The sequence below is a fragment of the Sabulicella flocculans genome (genome assembly GCF_045449635.1).
GTDB lineage: Bacteria > Pseudomonadota > Alphaproteobacteria > Acetobacterales > Acetobacteraceae > Roseococcus.
The window spans coordinates 1-14303 of sequence record NZ_JBJJBR010000027.1; the positions used below are offsets into that span (position 1 = coordinate 1).

Sequence of the window (14303 nt, forward strand, 5' to 3'; positions counted from 1 at the left end):
TCCAGCACCGTCCACGCCTGCTCGGACAACCAGAACAACCGCGCCATGGCCAATCTCCACCGCTGAACCTCAATCAGTGGCGAAACGCACAAACGATTCAATGGGTTGTATTGGTTCCCTACCTAGGGCGTGATCCCGCCTGCCGGGATCACGCCTTGGCGCGCGTGAGAAGGCGATCCGCCGCGATGGCGACCCGCCGCCGCGGACCGCGCCCTAGTGAGCGCCGACGCCGGGCGGGAAGGGATACTGCCCCGGGCGCGTCTCCACGGTGATCCAGCGCAGCTCGGTGAACTCCGCCACGCCGGCGCGGCCGCCGAAGCGGCCATAGCCGCTGGCCTTCACGCCGCCGAAGGGCATCTGCGCCTCGTCATGCACGGTGGGGCCGTTGACGTGGCAGATGCCGCTCTCGATGCGCTGCGCCACCGACAGGCCGCGGCTGACATCGCGGGTGAACACGGCGGCCGACAGCCCGTATTCGGTGTCGTTGGCCACCCGCACCGCCTCCTCCTCGTCGCGCACGCGGATGACCGCGACGACGGGGCCGAAGGATTCCTCGGCGTAGAGGCGCATCTCCGGCGTCACCTTGTCCACGATCCGCGCCGGCATCACCGTGCCCTGCCGGGTGCCGGCGCCATGGATTTCAGCCCCCTTGGCGCGGGCGTCCTCCACCAGCCCATCCACCATGGCGGCCGCGCCCTCATCCACCACGGAGCCGAGGAAGACCGGCCCGCCGCGCGGGTCGCCCACCGGCAGGGTGGCGGTGAACCTGGCGAAGCGGCGCACGAACTCGTCGGCCACGGCGTCCACCACCACGATGCGCTCGGTGGACATGCAGATCTGGCCCTGGTTCATGAAGGCGCCGAAGGCCGCGGCCTTCACCGCCTCGTCCAAATCGGCATCCTCCAGCACCACCAGCGGCGCCTTGCCGCCCAGTTCCAGCAGCACCGGCTTCAGGTGCCTGGCGCATTCGGTGGCGATGATGCGGCCGACGCGGGTGGAGCCGGTGAAGCTGATGCGCCGCACCGCCTTGTGGCCGATCAGCGCGTTCACCACCGCCGGCGCGTCCTCCGCCGCATGGGTGACGACGCCGACCACGCCCGGCGGCAGCCCCGCCTCCTCGAACACCTGGGCGATCAGCGCGTGCACGCCCGGGCAGGTCTCGGAGGCCTTGAGCACCACGGTGTTGCCGCAGGCCAGTGGCAGCGCCACGGCGCGGATGCCCAGGATCACCGGCGCGTTCCACGGCGCCATGCCGAACACCACCCCCACCGGGGCGCGGATGGTCATGGACAGGCAGCCCGGCTTGTCGGAGGGGATAGTCTCGCCCACCACCTGGGTGGTCATCGCCGCCGCCTCGCGCAGCATGCCGGCGGCGAGGTGGACGTTGAAGCCGGCCCAGCCGGCGGTGGCGCCCAGTTCCTCCGCCATCAGGCGGATGAACTCGGGGGCCTTGGCGGCCAGGGTGTCGGCGGCCTTCAGCAGGTGGGCGCGCCGGGCGTTCGGGCCCAGCGCGGCCCAGGCGGGGAAGGCGGCGGCGGCGGCATCGGCCACCGCCGCCGCCTCCGCCACGCCCATGGCGCGCGCCGTGGTGGCGACGTCGCCGGTGATGGGGTTGCGGCGCGTGAAGCCGTCATCGGGCATGGTCGTCTCCTCCGGGTTTCGGGCCGAAGGTGGGATGCGCCGCCCCGCACCGCAAGCCGATCAGCCCTTCCAGAAGTCCCGCACCTTGGCGAAGAACCCCTCGCTCTCGGGCGAGGAGGTGTCGCCCTTGGCGCTCTCGGCCTCGAAGGCCTCCAGCAACTCGCGCTGGCGGGGCGTGAGGTTCTGCGGCGTCTCCACCACGATCTGCACGTACATGTCCCCCCGCGCGGCGGAGCGCAGCACGGAGAAGCCCTTGCCGCGCAGGCGGAAGCTGTCGCCGGTCTGGGTGCCGGGCGGGATCTTCACCGCGGCGCGCCCGCCCTCGATCACCGGCACCTCCACGCTGCCGCCCAGCGCGGCCTGGGCCATGCGGATGGGCACGCGCACCATGATGTTCGGCCCCTCGCGGGTGAACAGGGCGTGCGGGGCGATGCCGATGTCCACGTAGAGGTCGCCCGCCGGGGCGCCGCGCAGCCCGGCCTCCCCCTCGCCGGACAGGCGGATGCGCGTGCCGTCCTCCACCCCCGCGGGGATGGAGACGGACAGCGTGCGGTCGCGCTGCACCCGGCCGGCGCCCTGGCACACCTTGCAGGGGTTCTTGATGGTGCGCCCGGTGCCCGAGCAGGTGGGGCAGGTGCGCTCTATCAGGAAGAAGCCCTGCTGGGCGCGCACCTTGCCCGCGCCCCGGCAGGTGGCGCATTGCTGGACATTGGCCGAGCCGCCCTCGGCGCCTGAGCCCGAGCACGCCTCGCAGGAGACGCTGCTGGGCACGCGCACGGTCTTCTTCAGCCCGGCGAAGGCTTCCTCCAGCGTGATCTGCACCTCGGTCCGCAGGTCGGCGCCGCGGCCGGCCGAGGCGCGGCCTGCCCCGCCGCCCTGCCTGCCGCCGAAGCGGCCGAACATCTCCTCGAAGATGTCCTCGAAGCCGCCGCCGCCGAAGCCGCCCGCGAAGCCGCCGCCGCCCGCGCCCGGCCCGCCGCCCTCGAAGGCGGCGTGGCCGTAGCGGTCGTAGGCGGCGCGCTTCTCCGCGTCCTTGAGCGTGTCGTAGGCCTCGTTCACTTCCTTGAACTTGGCTTCCGCCTCCGCGTTCCCCGCGTTGCGGTCGGGGTGCCACTTCATGGCGAGCTTGCGGTAGGCCTTCTTGAGGTCCTCCTCCGCGGCGTCGCGGGCGACGCCCAGCACCTCGTAGTAGTCGCGCTTGGCCATGGGCCTGGATTCCTCAGCCTGAACGAAGCGACGCCCGGTTCATCGCTGAACCGGGCGCCCGAAGGGTGATGCGGTCGCCCGCCCTCACGGCTTCTGCTGCTTCTTCGGGTCCACTTCCTCGAAGTCGGCGTCCACCACCTTGTCGCCGTTCGGGCCGGTGCCCGCGGCGTCGCCCTGCGGGTTCGCCTGCTGGCTGGCCTGCTCGGCCTTGTACATGGCCTCGCCCAGCTTCATGGACGCCTGGGAGAGCTTCTCCGCCGCCGCGTTGATGGCGTCGGCCTCGCCGCCCTCCATCGCCGCGCGCGCCTCGGCGATGGCGGCCTCGGCGGCCTCCTTCTCCGGGCCCGGCACCTTCTCGGCGTTGTCGCGGATGGTCTTCTCCGTCGCGTGCACCAGGGCGTCGAGGCCGTTGCGCGCCTCCACCGCCTCGCGCCGCTTCTTGTCGGCCTCGGCGTTCGCCTCGGCGTCGCGCACCATCTTCTCGATGTCGGCGTCGCTCAGGCCGGACTTGGCCTGGATGCGGATCTGCTGCTCCTTGCCCGTCGCCTTGTCCTTGGCGGAGACCGACACGATGCCGTTGGCGTCGATGTCGAAGGTGACCTCGATCTGCGGCACGCCGCGCGGCGCGCCGGGGATGCCGGTCAGGTCGAAGTTGCCCAGCAGCTTGTTGTCCGCCGCCATCTCGCGCTCGCCCTGGAACACCTTGATGGTCACGGCCGTCTGGTTGTCGTCCGCGGTGCTGAAGGTCTGCGACTTCTTGGTGGGGATGGTGGTGTTGCGGTCGATCAGGCGCGTGAACACCCCGCCCAGCGTCTCGATGCCGAGGCTCAGCGGCGTCACGTCCAGCAGCAGCACGTCCTTGACGTCGCCCTTCAGCACGCCGCCCTGGATGGCGGCGCCGATGGCCACGACCTCGTCGGGGTTGACGTTGCGGGCCGGCTCCTTGCCGAAGAAGCCCTTCACCGCCTCCACCACCTTAGGCATGCGCGTCATGCCGCCGACCAGGATCACCTCGTCGATCTCGCCCGCGGCGAGGCCGGCATCCTTCAGCGCCTGGCGGCAGGGCTCCAGCGTGCGCTGCACCAGGTCGTCCACCAGGGCTTCCAGCTTGGCGCGCGTCAGCTGCATCACCAGGTGCTTGGGCCCGGAGGCGTCGGCGGTGATGAAGGGCAGGTTGATCTCGGTCTGCTTGGACGACGAAAGCTCGATCTTCGCCTTCTCGCCGGCCTCCTTCAGGCGCTGCAGCGCCAGCTTGTCGCCGCGCAGGTCGATGCCGTTCTCGCGCTTGAACTCGTCGGCCAGGTAGTCGATCACGCGCTGGTCGAAGTCCTCGCCGCCCAGGAAGGTGTCGCCATTGGTGGACTTCACCTCGAAGACACCGTCGCCGATCTCCAGGATGGAGACGTCGAAGGTGCCGCCGCCGAGGTCATAGACCGCGATGGTGCCGGTGGCCTTCTTGTCCATGCCATAGGCCAGCGCGGCGGCCGTCGGCTCGTTGATGATGCGCAGGACTTCCAGGCCCGCGATGGCGCCGGCCTCCTTGGTGGCCTGGCGCTGGGCGTCGTTGAAGTAGGCGGGGACGGTGATGACAGCCTGCGTCACCTTCTCGCCCAGGTAGGCCTCGGCGGTGTCCTTCATCTTGGTCAGCACGTTGGCGCTGATCTGCTGGGGGGCGTACTTCTTGCCGTCCACCTCGACCCAGGCGTCGCCATTGTCGGCGCGCACGATGTTGAAGGGGGCGAGGCCCTTCTCCTTCTGCACCATGGCGTCGTCGAACTTGCGGCCGATCAGGCGCTTGACGGCGTACAGGGTGTTGGTGGGGTTGGTGACGGCCTGGCGCTTGGCGCTCTGTCCCACCAGACGCTCGCCGGTCTTGCTGAAGGCGACCATGGAGGGGGTGGTGCGCGCGCCCTCCGCGTTCTCCAACACCTTCACCTCGCCGCCTTCCATGATGGCGACGCAGGAATTGGTGGTGCCGAGGTCGATGCCGATGACTTTGCTCATCCGTCTTCTCCTGGTGCGGCGGCGTGGGAGGCGGCCCTGAGGAGGCACCGCGTCCCGCCCCTCGCGGATGGGGTGGAAACAAGGATGGGTGGGACATATTCACCGCGCCGCGCCGCCGCAAGGGGGCGGTCTGGACGCCCCGCCCACATGCGCGCATGGTCCGCCGCCGAAGGGGGAAGCGCGCATGGCATCCTACGTCCACATCCCGGCCCTGGAGCTGCAGGGCTTCGTCACCCGCATCTTCCTGGCCGCCGGCTGCACGGAAGCGGAGGCCGGGCGCATCAGCCACCACCTGGTCGGCGCCAACCTGGCCGGGCATGACAGCCACGGCGTGGTGCGGGTGCCGCGCTACGTGGAATGGCACCGCGCCGGGCACATCGTCGGCGGCCGCAAGGCCGAGGTGGTGACGGATGGCGGCGGCTTCCTGCTGCTCGACGGCGGCTACGGCTGGGGGCAGGTGGTGGCGGAGCAGGCGACGCGCCTGGCCATCGCCCGCGCGCGGCAGCTCGGCGCCTGCGTCATGGGCCTGCGCAACTCCGCCCACCTGGGGCGGGTGGGCGACTACGCCGAGATGGCGGCCGCCGAGGGCCTGATCTCCATCCATTTCGTCAACGTCGGCGGCTCGGTGCTGGTGGCGCCCTTCGGCGGGGCGGAGCGGCGCTTCTCCACCGCGCCGTTCAGCGTCGGCGTGCCGCTGCCCGGCGGGCCGGTGGTGCTGGACTTCGCCACCTCCCTGGTGGCGGAGGGCAAGGTGCTGGTGGCCAGCAACGGCGGCAAGGCGCTGCCCGAGGGCGCGCTGGTCAGCCCCGACGGCACGCTCTCGGCCGACCCGCGCACCCTGTACGGCGACTACGCCCCGGTCGGCCCGCGCAACCCGGAGAACGGGCTGGGCGCCATCCGCGCCTTCGGCGAGCACAAGGGCTCCGGCCTCGCCTTCATGTGCGAGCTGCTGGCCGGCTGCCTCACCGGCTCGCCCACCTCCGGCCCGGTGGAGGCGCGCGGGCGCGTCGTCAACGGCATGCTGTCCATCCACCTCTCGCCGAAGCATTTCGGCGACGAGGCCGCCTTCCACGCCGCCGCGCAATCCTACGTGGACTGGGTGAAGACCTGCCGCCCGGTGCACCCGGACGAGCCGGTGCTGGCCCCGGGCGAGATGGAGTCCCGCCGCCGCGCCGAGCGGCTGGTGAGCGGCGTGCCGCTGCCGGAGGAGGCCTGGGCCAACATCCGCGCCACCGCCGCCGCCCTGGGCGTGGAGGCCCCCTGATGGACCACGCCGCCGTCTCAGCGCTGCGCGCCCGCCTGCTCTCGGCGGCGGCCAAGCGCATCCCCAAGGCGGCCGCGGCCTCCTGCGCCCGCGCCCTGGGGCTGTGGCGCGACGAGGAGGTGAAGTTCACCACCGAGGCGCAGTTCCTGCTGGTGCTGGACCTGGGCGTCTTCGCCCCGCCCGGCGGCCACACCCCCGCCCTGGCGAGGGAGGCGAGGCAGCCGCACGACGCCGAGGAGGCGGCGGTGCTGGCCGCGCTGGCCGATGCGCGCTTCACCCTGTTCCGCCTCGGCGCCGCCCACCCCGAGGGCGGCGCCCGCGCCGAGGACCTGCTGCGCGGCACGGAGATCCGCCTGCGCGACGACCGCCTGCAGCAGCCGGAGTTCGAGGGCGTGGCCTTCGCCGGCCGGCTGATGCGGCTGGACGGGCTGGACTGGACCTGCGGCGCCGTCGCCCCGCTGACCGACGAGGTGCTGGAGGAGCTGCTGGGCCGCCCGGTGGCCCGCCCGCCCGCCCCGCGCATGCTGCCCCCGCTGACGCCCCCGGCGCCGGAGGACCTGGCCGTGCTGCGCGCCGCCGCCCTGGCGGAGGACTTCGCCGCCCGCACCTACCGCGCCGCGCTGGACCACGGGCTGCTGGGCAAGCGGCCTTGATGCGGCGCGCCTGAGGCGCCACCCTCCGGGCAACGAGAACCCTGGAGGCGTCCCATGTCCATCCCCCGCCGGCTGCTGCCCGGCCTCGCGCTGCTGCCCGCCGCGCCCGCCCTGGCCCAGGGCTTCCCCGAGCGGCCGATCACCCTGGTCACCGGCTTCGCGCCCGGCGGGTCCACCGACATCGCCTCGCGCCTGATCTCCGAGCGGTTCGCCGCCAACATCGGCCCCGGCGCGCGCATGGTGGTGGAGAACCGGCCCGGCGCCTCCGGCACGGTGGCGGCGGACTGGCTGCGGCGGCAGGCCCCGGACGGCCACACCATCATGCTGATCGAGGTGTCGTCGCACGCCATCGCGCCCGCCGCGCTGCAGGGCGGCACGCCCTTCGACCCGGTGGGCGACTTCACGCAGATCGGGCTGGTGGGCACCGCGCCGCTGATCCTGATCACCCAGCCTTCCTTCCCGGCGCGCACGGCGCCGGAGGCGGTGGCCCGGCTGCGCGCCTCGCGCCCGGAGGAGTTCGCCTACGCCACCTCCGGCGTCGGCTCCATCCCGCATCTGGCGGTGGAGATGCTGGGCGCGGCCATCGGCGCGCGCTTCACCCACGTGCCCTACCGCTCCGGCGGGCTGATGCTGACGGCGATCCACCAGGGCGAGGGGCAGTTCGGCATCGCCGTGCTGGCCAGCGCGGCGGCGCAGGTGCGCGACGGCATGGTGCGCGGCCTGGCGGTGACGAGCCGCGAGCGCTTCCCCTCCTTCCCCGACGTGCCGACCTTGCACGAATCCGCCCTGCCGGGCTTCGAGATGACCACCTGGAACATGATCATCGGCCCGCCGCGGATGAACCCGGCCATCCTCGCCACGCTCAACCGCGCGCTGGCCGCCACGGTGGCCGAGGAGCCGGTGCGCGAGCGCCTGCTGGGCGCCGGCGTCTCCGCTTGGAGCGGCGCCAACACCCCGGAGGTGGCGCGCGACTTCCTGCAAGGGGAGGTGCGCAAGTACCAGGAGGTGGTCGCCCGCACCGGCATCCGGCTGGAGCGCTGACGGGGCGTTGTTGATGCACGGGGCGTTCCGCGCTTCACTCGCGCCAAGCTGAGGAACGCCCCGACATGGATGGACTGACCGCCAAGACGCCCGCCCGCCCGATGGCGCGCGGGCGCCTGTTCTTCGCCAATCCGGGGCCCACCAACATCCCGGATTCCGTGCTGCTGGCCACCGCGCGCGCCAGCGTGGACTTCAACGACCCGGCCTTCATGGCGGTGTACGAATCCTGCATGGCCGGGCTGAAGAAGGTGCTCAAGACCGAGGCCGGCACGGTGTTCTGCATGACCACCTCCGGCCACGGCGCCTGGGAGGCGTCGCTGGTCAACGTGCTGAGCCCCGGCGACACCGTGCTGATCCCCGAGACCGGGCATTTCTCCGACACCTGGGCGAAGATGGCGCAGCGCCTGGGCTACCATGTGCAGTGGCTCCCGGCCGACTGGCGCCAGGGCATCGAGATGGCGCGGGTGCGCGAGGCGCTGGCGGCGGATGCGGCGCACGCCATCAAGGCCGTGTGCTGCGTGCACAACGAGACCGCCGCCGGCACCCGCCTGCCCATCGAGCGGGTGCGCGCCATCCTGGACGAGCACGGCCATCCGGCGCTGCTGATGGCCGACACGATCTCCTCGCTCGGCTGCTTCGATTTCCGCATGGACGAGTGGGGGGTGGATGTCTGCGTCGGCGGCTCGCAGAAGGGGCTGATGCTGCCCACCGGCTTCGCCTTCACCGGCGCCAGCCCCAAGGCGCTGGAGGCCCACCGGGCCGCCACCACGCCGCGCTTCTACCTCGACTGGTCGCAGATGCTGGCGCGGCCGCAGAAATCCTTCGTGGGCACCGTGCCGGTCACCCTGTTCTACGGCCTCGCCGAGGCGCTGCGCCTGATGCTGGAGGAGGAGGGGCTGGAGAACGTGTTCCGCCGCCACGCCCGGCTGGCCCGCGCCGTGCGCGCCTGCGTGGCCCATTGGGGCGAGGGCAACAGCGGCCCGCAGCTGTTCTGCCAGAACCCCGAGCGCGTGTCGGACAGCGTGACCACCGTGCTGATGCCCGAGGGCCACGACGCCGAGGCGGTGCGGAAGATCGCGCTGGAGCGGTTCAACGTCTCCACCGGGGCGGGGCTGAACGTGCTGGCGGGCAAGGTGTTCCGCATCGGCCACCTGGGCGACTTGAACGAGCCGATGATCCTGGGCACCTTGGGCGCGGTGGAGATGGCGCTGGAGCTGGCCGGGGTGCCGCACCGCCCCGGCGGCGTGCAGGCGGCCATGGCCAGCCTGACCCGTCCGCCCGCCTGAGCCACCCCCGGGCCGGGCCCAACCCTGGGCCGCCGCGCGGCGTTCGCCCTGGCAGGACAACGCCAGAAAGGAGACCGCGGCGATGATGCACGACATCGGTGAGCACATGGAGATCGTCGGCAGCGACGGCACCATGGTCGGCAAGGTGGACAAGGTCGAGGGCGACCGCATCAAGCTGACCAAGGACAGCGACCCGCATGGGCAGGGCCACCACCACTACCTTCCCGTCTCGGCCGTGCAGTCCACCCAGGGCGGCAAGGTCATGCTGGAGATGAGCGGCGCCGAGGCGAAGCAGAAGCTGTCCTCCCAGATGGGCTGAACTCCATCCCCCGCGCGCGGCCGGCGTTCACCGTCAGCCGCGCGCCCTCCACCCGCACGTCCCACCACATCTCCCCGAGGATGGAGGGGGCATGGACGCGGGCCAGGCCGGGCGCCACCGCCTCCAGCCGGCCGGGAACGCCGCGGCGCAGCGGGCCGCCGATCTCGACATGCTCGCCGGCGATGCGCCATTCCGCCTGCGCCTCGGCGCAGCGCCAGGTGCCGTCCAGCGCCGGCAGCTTCCCGCCGGGGGCGCGGTCGAAGCGCAGGGTGACGCCCGCGTCCATCTCCACCGCCAGCGCCCCGTCCTCCTGCCGCAGCGCGAAGGGGAAGGCGGCGCGCCGTTCGTGCCAGCGGCCATCCTCGTGCGGGACCAGGGCGAAGGGGGTGCCGTGCATGCGCGCCACCGGGCCGGGGCCGATGTCGAGCGAAAGCCCGGCCTCCAGGCAGGCCCAGCGCCCTTCCAGCCCGTCGGCCGGCGGGGCGGGCGGGGCGGGGCGCAGGCCGGCATCGCCGGCCAGGGCGGCGGCCAGCACCTCCAGCGCCATCGCCAACGGGTCCAGCCCGGCGGAATTGGCCAGCACCATCACCGTCAGCCGGCGCGACGGCACGCGCAGGAAGGCCGAGCGGTAGCCCGGCCACAACCCGCCATGGGCGTGCAGGCGCAGCCCGCGCCACTCCCCCACCTCCAGGCCCAGCCCGTAGCGGCCGGGGGCGCCGCCGGGGAAGGGCGGGGCCTCGGCCAGGGCGGCCTCCAGCGGGCCCAGCGTTTCCAGGGACAGCGCCCGCGCCCACAGCGCCAGGTCCTCGACGGTGGAAACCAGCCCGCCCTCGCCGCCCAGGGGGAAGCCGTGCGGGGCGCGCCGCCCATCGGCCAGGTGGCCGGTGGCGAGGCCCGGCACCGGGGCCAGCAGGTCCGGCGCGTGGCGGGTGCGCGTCATGCCCAGGGGGGCGAAGATGCGGCGGTCCAGCACCTCGGCCAGCGGGGCGCCCTCCACGGCCTCGATCGCCTGGCCGAGCCAGCGGAAGCCGGTGTTGCTGTACAGGAAGCGGGTGCCGGGCGCGAAGTTCAGCCCGGTGGCCGGGGCGATCAGCCCGTCCAGCTCCGCCTCCGACACCGGGTGGGACAGGTCCAGCCCGCCCAGCCGCGCCAGCTCGAACATGTCGCGCAGGCCGGCGCGGTTCTGCGCCAGCAGGCGCAGCGGCAGCGGGTGGAAGGCGGCGGGCAGGGCGGGCAGGTGCTTGCCCAGGGGGTCGTCCAGGCGCAGCCTGCCCTCGCGCTCCAGCAGCAGCAGGGCGGCGCAGGTGACGTGCTTGGAAACGGAGGCGATGCGGAAGGCGGTGTCCGGCCCGATCGGCACCTGGTGCTCCAGGCTGGCCAGCCCGCCGCCGCGGCGCAGCAGCAGCGCGCCGTCGCGCGCCACCCCTACCGCCGCGCCCGGGCCGCCGGCCAGCGGCGCCAGCATCAGGCCGACGCGGCGCTCCAGCCGCAGCAGGTCGAGGTCTCGCATGGAGGGCAATGTAAACCCGACTTGGTGGCAAGGATACTGGCCGGGCGCGGCCCGGCCGCTCAGAACACCAGGGTGAAGCTGGTGCCCTGGCCGGGGGCGCTGTCCACCCGGACGTCGCCGCCCGACTGGGTGACGAAGCCATGCACCTGCGCCAGCCCCAGCCCGGTGCCCTTGCCGGCCGGCTTGGTGGTGAAGAAGGGCTCGAACAGCCGCGCCATCACCTCCGGCGGCATGCCCTCGCCGTCATCGGCCACGGTCAGGCAGGGGCGGCCGCCCGCCAGCCCGGTGGCCAGGCGCAGCCTGCCGCCCTGCGGCATGGCGTCGCGCGCGTTCATCACCAGGTTCAGGATGGCGGTCTCCAGCTGGGCGGGGTCCAGCGTCACCGCGGGCAGGCCCTCGGCCAGCGCGGTTTCCAGCCTGATGCCGCGGCCCAGGGAATGGCGCAGCAGCTCCGTCATCCCGCCGATGCGCGCCGACAGGTCGAAGGCCACCGGCTCCAGCGGCTGCTGCCGCGCGAAGGCGAGCAGCTGGCGGATCATCCGCCGGGCGTTGTCGAGCGAGGCGCCCACCCCCTCGGTCACCTGCTGGCGCTCCTCGGGCGTCAGCCCCTCGGCCGAGAGCAGGTGCATGCCCGAATCCACCACCTGCAGCACGTTGCCGAAATCATGCGCCAGCGAGCCGGTGAGCTGGCCCATGGCCTGCAGCTTCTCCGAGTGGCGCAGCGCCTGCTCGGCGCGCATCAGCTCCGCGGTGCGCTCCTGCACGCGGCGCTCCAGCTCCGCCTCGCGCTCGGCCAGGGCGCGCTGGGCCAGCACGCGGTCCGTCGTCTCGACCACGGTGTTCAGCAGGCCGCGCACCACCCCCAGCGCGTCGCGCAGCGGCGAGTAGGAGAAGGTGAACCAGGCGCGCTCGGGGTGGCCGTTGCGCGCCACCTCCATCTCCAGGTCCTCGAACCACAGCGCCTCGCCGGCATAGGTGCGGCTGATGAGGGGGCCGAGCTGGCCGCGCAGCTCGGGCCAGACCTCGTCCACGGGGCGGCCCAGGGCGGCCGGGTGGCGGGCGCCGAGGATGGCGGCGTAGCCGGCGTTGTAGACCATCGCCCGCTCCTCGCCCCACATCACCAGCATGGGGAAGCGGGAGGCGAGGATGAGGTCCACCGCCAGGCGCAGCGCCAGCGGCCAGTGCAGCTGCGGGCCGAGCGGCGTCGCGGCCCAGTCGGTCTCCGCCACCAGGCGGGCCAGGGCGGCGGGGCCCTGGGGGCCGGGCATCCCGTGATCCATGATCAAGAAGATACGCCATCGGCTTGAACCGCGCCACAAGGCCCTGCCAGGATACGGGAAACCCCGGAGGAAACCCCATGACCGCCACCACCCGCCGGGCCGCCCTGGCCCTGCCGGCGCTGATGCCCGGCCTCGCCGCCGCGCAGGCCGCCCGGCCCGTGACCATCGTCGTGCCCTTCGCGCCCGGCGGCTCCACCGACACCGTCTCCCGCCTGATGGCCGAGCGCATGGGCCAGGTGCTGGGCGCCAACGTGCTGGTGGAGAACCGCCCCGGCGCCAACACCGCCATCGGGGCGGAGGCGGTGTCCCGCGCCCAGCCGGACGGGCAGACCCTGCTGATGGCCGCCGGCACGACCCTGACGGTGAACCCGGTGATCCAGCGCAACCTGCCCTACCGGGTGGAGGATTTCGCGCCGGTCGTGCTGGCCTCCACCTTCCCCTTCGCCGTCATCGCACGCCATGACGGCCCGGCGGACATCGCCGCCCTGGCCGCCGCCGCCCGCGCCCGGCCCGGGCGCATCACCTACGGCACCAACGGCCCCACCACGCTGACCAACATCGCCATGCTGATGGTGCTGGAGCGCCTGGGCGTGACCATGCAGGACGTCACCTACCGCGGCGACGCCCAGGCGCTGTCGGACTTCCTGGCCGGCAACCTGGACCTGCTGGTGGTCGCGGGCTCCACCGCCGTGCCGGTGTTCCGCAACAACCAGGGGCGCATCCTGGGCTGGACCAGCGCCCAGCGCGTGCCCTCCACCCCCGGCGTGCCCACCTTCGCCGAGTCGTATCCCGGCTTCGAGGCGCTGTCCTGGTTCGGCCTGCTGGCGCCGGCCCGCACCCCGCCCGCCCAGGTGGCGCGGCTGAACGCCGCCGCCAACGAGGCGCTGAACGAGCCCCGCGTGCGCGAGCGCCTGACCAACGAGGCCCAGTTCCTGCGCGGCGGCAGCCCGGAGGACTTCGCGGCCTTCCTGCGCGAACAGGACCGCATCTGGCGCCCCGTGCTGTCCCGCATGGAGGTCCCGTCCTGACGCCGCGCGGCCCGTCGGGGCAAGAGCCTTGCGTTTCCGCGCCTCCGGCCCGACATGGCGCCCGGTTGAATCTGTATGGAGCGAAACGCATGACCCTGTCCCGGCGCGCCCTTCCGGCGCTCGCCCTGGCGCCCCTCGCGGCCCCGGCCCTGGCCCAGCCCCGCTACCCCGACCGGCCCATCACCATCATCGTGCCCTTTGCCGCCGGCGGCCCGACCGACACGGTGGCCCGGCTGGTGGCCGAGGCGATGGGCCGCGACCTGGGCGGCACCGCGGTGGTGGAGAACGTGGGCGGGGCCGGCGGCACGCTGGGGGCGCAGCGCGTGGCCCAGGCGCGGCCGGACGGCTACACCCTGCTGGTGCACCACATCGGCATGGCCACCATCCCCACCCTCTACCGGCGGCTGGCCTATGACCCGGTGAACGGCTTCGAGCCGGTCGGCCTCATCACCGAGGTGCCGATGACGCTGGTGGGCAAGCGCGCCCTGCCGGCCAACACCATGGCGGAGCTGGTGGCGCTGGTGCGGCGCGAGGGCGACCGCATCAACCTGGCCAATGCCGGCGTCGGCGCGGCCAGCCACCTGTGCGGCATCCTGTTCCAGGCGGCGCTGAACCTGCCGCTGACCACCGTGCCCTACCGCGGCACCGGCCCGGCGATGAACGACCTGGTGGGCGGCACGGTGGACCTGATGTGCGACCAGACCACCAACACCACGGAGCAGATCCGCGCCGGCACCATCAAGGCCTTCGCCACCACCACCAGCACCCGCGTGCCCTCCCTGCCCGACATCCCCACGGCGCGCGAGGCCGGGCTGTCCAACTTCGAGGTGAGCGTCTGGCACGGCCTCTACGCGCCGCGCGGCACCCCGGCCGAGATCGTGAACCGCCTGTCCGCCGCGCTGCAGGTGGCGCTGCGCAACGAGGCGCTGGTGCGCCGCTTCAACGACCTGGGCACCGAGCCGGTGGCGCAGGACAAGGCCACCCCGGCCGCGCACCGCGCCTTCTGGCAGGCGGACGTGGCGCGCTGGCGCCCCATCATCCAGGCCGCGGGCCAGTTCGCCGACTGAGGCG

The 14303-nt window shown here is 73.2% G+C and carries 12 protein-coding genes; 7 read left to right on the forward strand and 5 right to left on the reverse strand.

What is annotated here, in order from left to right; genetic code table 11:
• Positions 1-213 precede the first annotated feature (213 nt).
• The 3 genes from ACI6QG_RS17490 to dnaK all read right to left on the reverse strand — a co-directional run bounded on the left by ACI6QG_RS17490 (position 214) and on the right by dnaK (position 4851).
• A complete protein-coding gene (locus ACI6QG_RS17490) occupies positions 214-1641 on the reverse strand; it encodes an aldehyde dehydrogenase (RefSeq protein ID WP_407025874.1) in 1428 nt (475 codons plus the stop codon).
• 60 nt (positions 1642-1701) lie between these two features.
• Positions 1702-2847 (reverse strand): molecular chaperone DnaJ, encoded by a 1146-nt coding sequence (gene dnaJ, locus ACI6QG_RS17495; protein WP_407025875.1) that lies wholly within the window; start codon positions 2845-2847, stop codon positions 1702-1704.
• 84 nt (positions 2848-2931) lie between these two features.
• Positions 2932-4851 carry a molecular chaperone DnaK gene (gene dnaK / locus ACI6QG_RS17500; RefSeq protein WP_407025876.1) on the reverse strand — a complete coding sequence of 640 codons (1920 nt, stop codon included), beginning with the start codon at positions 4849-4851 and terminating at the stop codon, positions 2932-2934.
• A gap of 184 nt (positions 4852-5035) precedes the next feature.
• Here dnaK and ACI6QG_RS17505 point away from each other — a divergent pair, with 184 nt between their 5' ends.
• From ACI6QG_RS17505 to ACI6QG_RS17525, 5 genes are all read left to right on the forward strand, one after another.
• Positions 5036-6115, forward strand: coding sequence for a malate/lactate/ureidoglycolate dehydrogenase (locus ACI6QG_RS17505; protein ID WP_407025877.1), 1080 nt, complete (start codon positions 5036-5038; stop codon positions 6113-6115).
• Entirely contained in the window at positions 6115-6768 is a 654-nt protein-coding gene (locus ACI6QG_RS17510; RefSeq protein ID WP_407025878.1) for a DUF7986 domain-containing protein, read from the forward strand. Before ACI6QG_RS17505 ends, ACI6QG_RS17510 begins: the two co-directional genes overlap by 1 nt.
• 54 nt (positions 6769-6822) lie before the next feature.
• A complete protein-coding gene (locus ACI6QG_RS17515; RefSeq protein WP_407025879.1) occupies positions 6823-7809 on the forward strand; it encodes a Bug family tripartite tricarboxylate transporter substrate binding protein in 987 nt (328 codons plus the stop codon).
• A gap of 65 nt (positions 7810-7874) precedes the next feature.
• Positions 7875-9095 carry a pyridoxal-phosphate-dependent aminotransferase family protein gene (locus ACI6QG_RS17520; RefSeq protein WP_407025880.1) on the forward strand — a complete coding sequence of 407 codons (1221 nt, stop codon included), beginning with the start codon at positions 7875-7877 and terminating at the stop codon, positions 9093-9095.
• 82 nt (positions 9096-9177) lie between these two features.
• The gene (locus ACI6QG_RS17525; protein WP_407025881.1) at positions 9178-9414 is read left to right on the forward strand and encodes a DUF2171 domain-containing protein; all 237 of its coding nucleotides are present in this window, start codon (positions 9178-9180) and stop codon (positions 9412-9414) included.
• Here ACI6QG_RS17525 and ACI6QG_RS17530 read toward each other — a convergent pair.
• Both ACI6QG_RS17530 and ACI6QG_RS17535 read right to left on the reverse strand, forming a co-directional pair.
• Positions 9356-10924: a serine hydrolase domain-containing protein gene (locus ACI6QG_RS17530; RefSeq protein ID WP_407025882.1), complete on the reverse strand. Its 1569-nt coding sequence runs from the start codon at positions 10922-10924 to the stop codon at positions 9356-9358. The genes ACI6QG_RS17525 and ACI6QG_RS17530 overlap by 59 nt on opposite strands.
• 59 nt (positions 10925-10983) lie before the next feature.
• Positions 10984-12204, reverse strand: coding sequence for a sensor histidine kinase (locus ACI6QG_RS17535; protein ID WP_407025883.1), 1221 nt, complete (start codon positions 12202-12204; stop codon positions 10984-10986).
• 77 nt (positions 12205-12281) lie between these two features.
• On the opposite strand from ACI6QG_RS17535, the gene ACI6QG_RS17540 reads away from it, so the two are divergent.
• The gene (locus ACI6QG_RS17540; protein ID WP_407025884.1) at positions 12282-13232 is read left to right on the forward strand and encodes a Bug family tripartite tricarboxylate transporter substrate binding protein; all 951 of its coding nucleotides are present in this window, start codon (positions 12282-12284) and stop codon (positions 13230-13232) included.
• An 89-nt stretch (positions 13233-13321) separates the two neighbouring features.
• The gene (locus ACI6QG_RS17545; RefSeq protein ID WP_407025885.1) at positions 13322-14299 is read left to right on the forward strand and encodes a tripartite tricarboxylate transporter substrate binding protein BugD; all 978 of its coding nucleotides are present in this window, start codon (positions 13322-13324) and stop codon (positions 14297-14299) included.
• The last annotated feature ends 4 nt before the right edge of the window (positions 14300-14303 follow it).

Coding starts and splice junctions, on each gene's coding strand:
- ACI6QG_RS17490 (WP_407025874.1), bottom strand. CDS start 1,641: ATGCCCGATGACGGCTTCACGCGCCGCAACCCCATCACCGGCGACGTC.
- dnaJ (WP_407025875.1), bottom strand. CDS start 2,847: ATGGCCAAGCGCGACTACTACGAGGTGCTGGGCGTCGCCCGCGACGCC.
- dnaK (WP_407025876.1), bottom strand. CDS start 4,851: ATGAGCAAAGTCATCGGCATCGACCTCGGCACCACCAATTCCTGCGTC.
- ACI6QG_RS17505 (WP_407025877.1), top strand. CDS start 5,036: ATGGCATCCTACGTCCACATCCCGGCCCTGGAGCTGCAGGGCTTCGTC.
- ACI6QG_RS17510 (WP_407025878.1), top strand. CDS start 6,115: ATGGACCACGCCGCCGTCTCAGCGCTGCGCGCCCGCCTGCTCTCGGCG.
- ACI6QG_RS17515 (WP_407025879.1), top strand. CDS start 6,823: ATGTCCATCCCCCGCCGGCTGCTGCCCGGCCTCGCGCTGCTGCCCGCC.
- ACI6QG_RS17520 (WP_407025880.1), top strand. CDS start 7,875: ATGGATGGACTGACCGCCAAGACGCCCGCCCGCCCGATGGCGCGCGGG.
- ACI6QG_RS17525 (WP_407025881.1), top strand. CDS start 9,178: ATGATGCACGACATCGGTGAGCACATGGAGATCGTCGGCAGCGACGGC.
- ACI6QG_RS17530 (WP_407025882.1), bottom strand. CDS start 10,924: ATGCGAGACCTCGACCTGCTGCGGCTGGAGCGCCGCGTCGGCCTGATG.
- ACI6QG_RS17535 (WP_407025883.1), bottom strand. CDS start 12,204: ATGGATCACGGGATGCCCGGCCCCCAGGGCCCCGCCGCCCTGGCCCGC.
- ACI6QG_RS17540 (WP_407025884.1), top strand. CDS start 12,282: ATGACCGCCACCACCCGCCGGGCCGCCCTGGCCCTGCCGGCGCTGATG.
- ACI6QG_RS17545 (WP_407025885.1), top strand. CDS start 13,322: ATGACCCTGTCCCGGCGCGCCCTTCCGGCGCTCGCCCTGGCGCCCCTC.